This is a genomic window from Nostocoides sp., from assembly GCF_035343835.1.
Classification (GTDB): Bacteria; Actinomycetota; Actinomycetes; order Actinomycetales; family Dermatophilaceae; genus Nostocoides_A; species Nostocoides_A vanveenii.
In genome coordinates, this window is sequence record NZ_DAOQZV010000224.1 from 1 (window position 1) to 5,169 (window position 5,169).

Below are 5,169 nucleotides of genomic sequence, written 5' to 3' on the forward strand. Positions count from 1 at the left end.
AGCCCCGTCGAAAGGCCGGTTCAGCCCCGTCGAAAGGCCGGTTCAGCCCCGTCGAGGGGTCGATTCAACGGGCCGCTGAGTACTGCTACTCATCCCGGCGGGCGCGCTCGGCGCCACCATGCGAGCATGGAACGATCACGACTCGGACGAGGGGCCATCGCGGGCGCGGCCCTTTTCATCGTGCTGGTGAGTGGCTGCGGCGATCCGCCGCCGGACCCATCCGTCGCTCCGATCGAAGTCGTCCTCGACGGCTGCCAACTCAACCGTCCGTCGGTTGCCGCGGGCACGCACGACGTCAGCGTCGTCGGCACCGGGTCGGTCCGCATTCTCGACACGCGCGGCGCCACTGTGGTCGAGCGCAACAACGGCGAACCCGAACCGACTTCCGTGGCGATGGCGAGCGGGCAGCACACGGTGACCTGCCTCGACGCCGCAGGGAAGAAGACCGGGTCGGCCACCTTGACGGTGACAGCGAGCTGAGTTTGCAGGCCTGGGCTAGCTCCAGATGCCGTAGCGGCGGTTCCAGTTCTGCGCGCCGGTATAGGCGTCAACCATCCCCCAGATCCACACGCCCAGCATTAGCGGCACGCCGACGAATACCAGGGTGAGCGGCCAACTGATGAGGTAGATGAGCAAGAAGGCGATGCCCTTCCCGACTTCCCCATTGATCATCGTCCCCAGCCCGGGGATGAAGAAGGACGCGATCAACGACAAGCCGGGGTTCTTCGGCGCGACGACCGGAGCCACGGCATACGGCGGGGGATAGCTGACCGCAGGTGCGCCATACGCCTGAGGTAAGCCGGGCTGCCCAGCGGCCAGGCCGTAGGGCTGAAGCCCGGTCTGCGGCGACGGCTGACCATCAGACGCCGTGCCCTAGGCGGTGCTGTTCCAAAGAACCCCCTGAGGACACAGATACTTAGGCCCTGACTTCCGCGCAGCCCCCGCGGCCCCCAGGAAGACGGCGGCATAGCCCAGTTCGGGTGCGGCCCCCAGGGTGATCAACGGCCCGGCGAGCACCGCGCCCGCCCGGATCTAGTTCATGAACAACCCCGATGCCAGACCCGGACCGGGTAGAGCGTCTTGCAGCACGGTCAGCCCGATGCCCTGAACGGCGGCGATGCTGGCCGCATTGAAGATCTGGACGGCCACGAGGGAAACGGGTCCGTCGACGAGCATCATCGCGGCGTCGTAGGCGACGGCTGCGACCGCCCCGAGCTTCAGCAGGCGTTTGGGCGCGACCCGTTCGGCCACCTTGCCGAGCACGAGCAGGAAGGGATCTCGAGGGCTGCGGCGACGCCGAGGGCCACACCTCCCCACAGGACATGCAGATCGAGCCGATAGGTGACGAAGAGGTTGGTGACGGACACTGCCGCCGTATTGGCGGCCCCGAGCAGCACCAGTCCGGCGACGAGCAGTCCGATCTCGCGGCGACGGATCGCATCGAGCAATCCCCCGCCCTCCGGGACACCGGGCCGGTCCCGGGCGGCAGCCCGGGCAGCAGCCCGGACAGCTTTGGCCGGAGCCACGCTCACGGCGATGGAACCGATCCCGATGATCGCGATGGTCCACAAGATCGACCGATTGCCGAGCAGGCCCATGATCACAGTCGCGACCGGGGGGCCCGCGATCCGGGCGAAGGAGAAAACCTCCCGGGTGGGCATGATCTGCGCAACGCTCGCTCCCAGCGCCCGTTGATGGGCAAAGAGCAGCCCCAGCACGACCCCGGCCGGACCACCGAGCGCGACCAGCGCGAGCACCGCGAGCGGCAATGTGTCACGAGCGCGAGCGCGGTGACCAGCTGGACGGTGAGCACGACGCATACGACCATCGGCCGGACGTAGTCACCGGAGCGGTCTGCGCGAGTGGGGACGCTCAGGGTGGAGACGAATCCGGAGATGTTGTACGCCGTCAGCGCGCCCACCCGACCTGCCCGGGCGTCGCGCCGTAGAGCGCCGCCAGGAGCAGACCGATGGTCGGGTTGAGGAAGGCGAACTGCAACCCCCATAGCAGGGCCGCGCCGGGATGAGCAGTGATCGAGAACCAGGCGCGGCGTCCGCCATCGCGGCTACTTCTTGGCCTTGGCGCCGTTGTCGTCGGAGGAGAGAGCGGCGATGAAGGCCTCCTGCGGGACCTCCACACGACCGACCATCTTCATCCGCTTCTTGCCTTCCTTTTGCTTCTCCAGCAGCTTGCGCTTGCGGGTGATGTCACCGCCATAACACTTGGCGAGCACATCCTTGCGGATCGCGCGAATATTTTCGCGGGCGATGATGCGCGCGCCGACGGCGGCTTGGATAGGCACTTCGAACTGCTGCCGCGGGATGAGTTCCTTCAGCTTGCCGGCCATCATCACGCCATAGCCGTAGGCCTTGTCCTTGTGCACGATGGAGGAGAAGGCGTCGACCTGCTCGCCCTGGAGCAGAATGTCGACCTTGACCAGATCGGCGACCTGCTCACCGTCGGGCTCGTAGTCGAGGGAGGCGTAGCCGCGGGTGCGCGACTTCAACTGGTCGAAGAAGTCGAAGACGATCTCGGCGAGTGGCAGGGTGTAGCGCATCTCGACCCGGTCTTCGGAGAGGTAGTCCATGCCGCGCAGGCTGCCGCGCTTCCCCTGGCACAACTCCATGATCGCGCCGATGAACTCACTCGGCGCGAGGATCGTCGCTCGCACGATGGGCTCGCGGACCTCCGCGATCTTGCCGTGCGGGAACTCGCTCGGGTTGGTCACCGTGACGACGGTGTCGTCCTCCATGGTCACCTGGTAGACGACATTGGGCTGGGTGGAGATCAGGTCGAGGTTGAACTCGCGCTCCAGTCGTTCCCGGACGATCTCTAGATGCAACAGGCCGAGGAAGCCGCAGCGGAAACCGAAGCCGAGGGCGGCGGAGGTCTCCGGTTCATAGACGAGCGCGGCATCGTTGAGCTTGAGCTTGTCGAGGGCCTCGCGCAGGTCGGGATAGTCCGAGCCGTCGATCGGATAGAGGCCGGAGAAGACCATCGGCTTCGGGTCGCGGTAGCCGCCGAGCGCCTTGGTGGCGGGCTTGCCGGCGTTGGTGACCGTATCGCCGACGCGGGACTGACGCACGTCCTTGACGCCGGTGATCAAATAGCCGACCTCGCCGACGCCTAGGCCCTTGCTCGGCACCGGCTCGGGTGAGATGACGCCGATCTCGAGCAGCTCGTGCTGCGCCTTGGTCGACATCATCACGATCCGCTCGCGCGGGTTGAGATTGCCATCGATGACGCGGACATAGGTCACGACCCCGCGGTAGGTGTCATAGACGGAGTCGAAGATCATCGCGCGGGCCGGGGCGTCGGGGTCGCCGACCGGTGGCGGGAGTTGCCGGACGATCTGCTCCAGCAGCGCCTCGACGCCCTCGCCGGTCTTGCCACTGACTTTGAGGCAGTCCTGCGGGTCGACGCCGATCAGGCCGGCGAGCTCCGCGGCATACTTCTCCGGCTGCGCCGCGGGCAGGTCGATCTTGTTGAGGACCGGGATGATCGTCAGGTCGTTCTCCATCGCAAGATAGAGGTTGGCCAGAGTCTGCGCCTCGATACCTTGCGCGGCATCGACGAGAAGCACGGCGCCCTCGCAGGCGGCGAGGCTGCGCGAGACCTCGTAGGTGAAGTCGACGTGACCGGGCGTGTCGATCATGTTGAGCGCATAGGTCGTGCCGTCGAGCTCCCACGGCATGCGCACGGCCTGGCTTTTGATGGTGATGCCGCGCTCGCGTTCGATGTCCATCCGGTCGAGATACTGCGCCCGCATCGAGCGGTCGTCGACGACGCCGGTCAGCTGCAGCATCCGGTCGGCCAAGGTCGACTTGCCATGGTCGATGTGGGCGATGATGCAGAAGTTGCGGATCAGCTCCGGCGGCGTGGCGTGCGGCTGCAACGCGGTGCGGGCACGGGGTGACACTGGCGCTCGTGATCCTTCGGTGGTCGGGCGGGGACTGACTGCCTAGTCTCCCACGCGCGACGAGCAGCGGTTGTCGGCGCTGGATGATCCAATGAGACCGGGATGGCGTCCGTGCCGTCCGCCTCGCCACCGCAGGAGTCAAGGATCACGTATGTCGCTCCACCCGCCCCCGCCGCCGGGCTACGCGCCCGTGGACCCGGTCGCCGACGATCCCGGGCGTGCGGGTCGGCGCCGCACCATCCGAGGGGCCTTGCGGCACCCGTTGGAGAATTTCGCGCTCGTCGTGGCGGTGCTCGTCTCCGTGGTGATCCTGATCTCGTGCCTAGTCGCGGTCATCCGCGCCTTCCGCAGGGGCGAGACGCCCGACCCGTATGTGCTGCTGTTCGCGTTGGCGCCGCTCGTGCTGTGGTTCATGCGTGGGCAGCTGATGGCCAAACTTCGGCTGAACGGCGTCAAGGTCACGCCGACCCAGTACCCCGAGGCGTATGCCATGGTGCAGGACGCCGCCGGCGCCTTCGGCCTGAAGCGGGTGCCTGATGCCTATGTCGTGCTCGGCAATGGCGTGATCAATGCGGCGGCCTCGGGCCACGGCTTCCGCCGCTTCATCTTCATCTACAGCGACCTGTTCGAGGTCGGTGGCCGGCTGAAGAATCCCGATGCCCTGCGCTTCATCATCGGCCACGAAGTTGGCCACATTGCCGCCGGGCACACCAGTTATTGGCGGTGGCTGGGGATCTTCGGCGCCAATATCGTGCCGATCATCGGCCCGGCGCTCTCGCGCAGCCAGGAGTTCACCGCGGACAACTTCGGGTATGCCTATTGCGCGCACGGCAGCGCGCCCGCGATGTCGGTCCTGGCTGCCGGGAAGTACCTCAACGAAACGGTGGACATCAACGCGATCGCCGACCGGGCGGAGAGCGAGAAGGGCTTCTTCGTCTGGACCGTCAACGCGATGTCCTCGCACCCGGTGCTGGCGTGGCGGGCGCACGCGCTGCGGGATCGGTCGGCCCCGGGGCGGCTGCTGTGGCGACCGCGAGCGCCCAAAGGCATGATCTCGGCCCCGCCTGGGCCGGAGCGTGCATCCATCCTGCCTCCGGGAAACGGCGGCTGAAATGGCCGATCGCGTGTCACTGGCATCCCTCGTCGACCGATTGTTAGCGCGCCTGACGCGTCGGGCGGGCGAGTCAGCCGCCGCGCGACCGGGTCGACGGGCGGGTGGACCGGCACGCGTTGGGGCGAGGGGCGCGGAG

Annotated in this window: 6 protein-coding genes; 2 read left to right on the plus strand and 4 right to left on the minus strand. The window is 67.2% G+C overall.

Annotated features, from left to right (window positions below; translation table 11 throughout):
- Window positions 1–126 precede the first annotated feature (126 nt).
- A complete protein-coding gene (locus PKH97_RS13385; RefSeq protein WP_324388015.1) occupies window positions 127–480 on the plus strand; it encodes a hypothetical protein in 354 nt (117 codons plus the stop codon).
- A gap of 15 nt (window positions 481–495) precedes the next feature.
- On the opposite strand, the gene PKH97_RS13390 is transcribed toward PKH97_RS13385, so the two are convergent.
- From PKH97_RS13390 to lepA, 4 genes are all read right to left on the minus strand, one after another.
- Window positions 496–747 carry a hypothetical protein gene (locus PKH97_RS13390; protein WP_324388016.1) on the minus strand — a complete coding sequence of 84 codons (252 nt, stop codon included), beginning with the start codon at window positions 745–747 and terminating at the stop codon, window positions 496–498.
- Window positions 748–1,032: 285 nt separating this feature from the next.
- Window positions 1,033–1,251, minus strand: coding sequence for a hypothetical protein (locus tag PKH97_RS13395; protein WP_324388017.1), 219 nt, complete (start codon window positions 1,249–1,251; stop codon window positions 1,033–1,035).
- Window positions 1,218–1,820, minus strand: a complete 603-nt coding sequence (locus PKH97_RS13400) for a hypothetical protein (protein WP_324388018.1) — start codon at window positions 1,818–1,820, stop codon at window positions 1,218–1,220. The genes PKH97_RS13395 and PKH97_RS13400 overlap by 34 nt, the downstream gene beginning before the upstream one ends.
- A gap of 245 nt (window positions 1,821–2,065) precedes the next feature.
- Entirely contained in the window at window positions 2,066–3,919 is a 1,854-nt protein-coding gene (gene lepA / locus PKH97_RS13405; RefSeq protein WP_324388019.1) for a translation elongation factor 4, read from the minus strand.
- 151 nt (window positions 3,920–4,070) lie between these two features.
- Here lepA and PKH97_RS13410 point away from each other — a divergent pair, with 151 nt between their 5' ends.
- Window positions 4,071–5,030: a M48 family metallopeptidase gene (locus PKH97_RS13410; RefSeq protein ID WP_324388020.1), complete on the plus strand. Its 960-nt coding sequence runs from the start codon at window positions 4,071–4,073 to the stop codon at window positions 5,028–5,030.
- Window positions 5,031–5,169 lie beyond the last annotated feature (139 nt).

Coding starts and splice junctions, on each gene's coding strand:
- PKH97_RS13400 (WP_324388018.1), bottom strand. CDS start 1,820: ATGCGTCGTGCTCACCGTCCAGCTGGTCACCGCGCTCGCGCTCGTGAC.
- PKH97_RS13385 (WP_324388015.1), top strand. CDS start 127: ATGGAACGATCACGACTCGGACGAGGGGCCATCGCGGGCGCGGCCCTT.
- PKH97_RS13410 (WP_324388020.1), top strand. CDS start 4,071: ATGTCGCTCCACCCGCCCCCGCCGCCGGGCTACGCGCCCGTGGACCCG.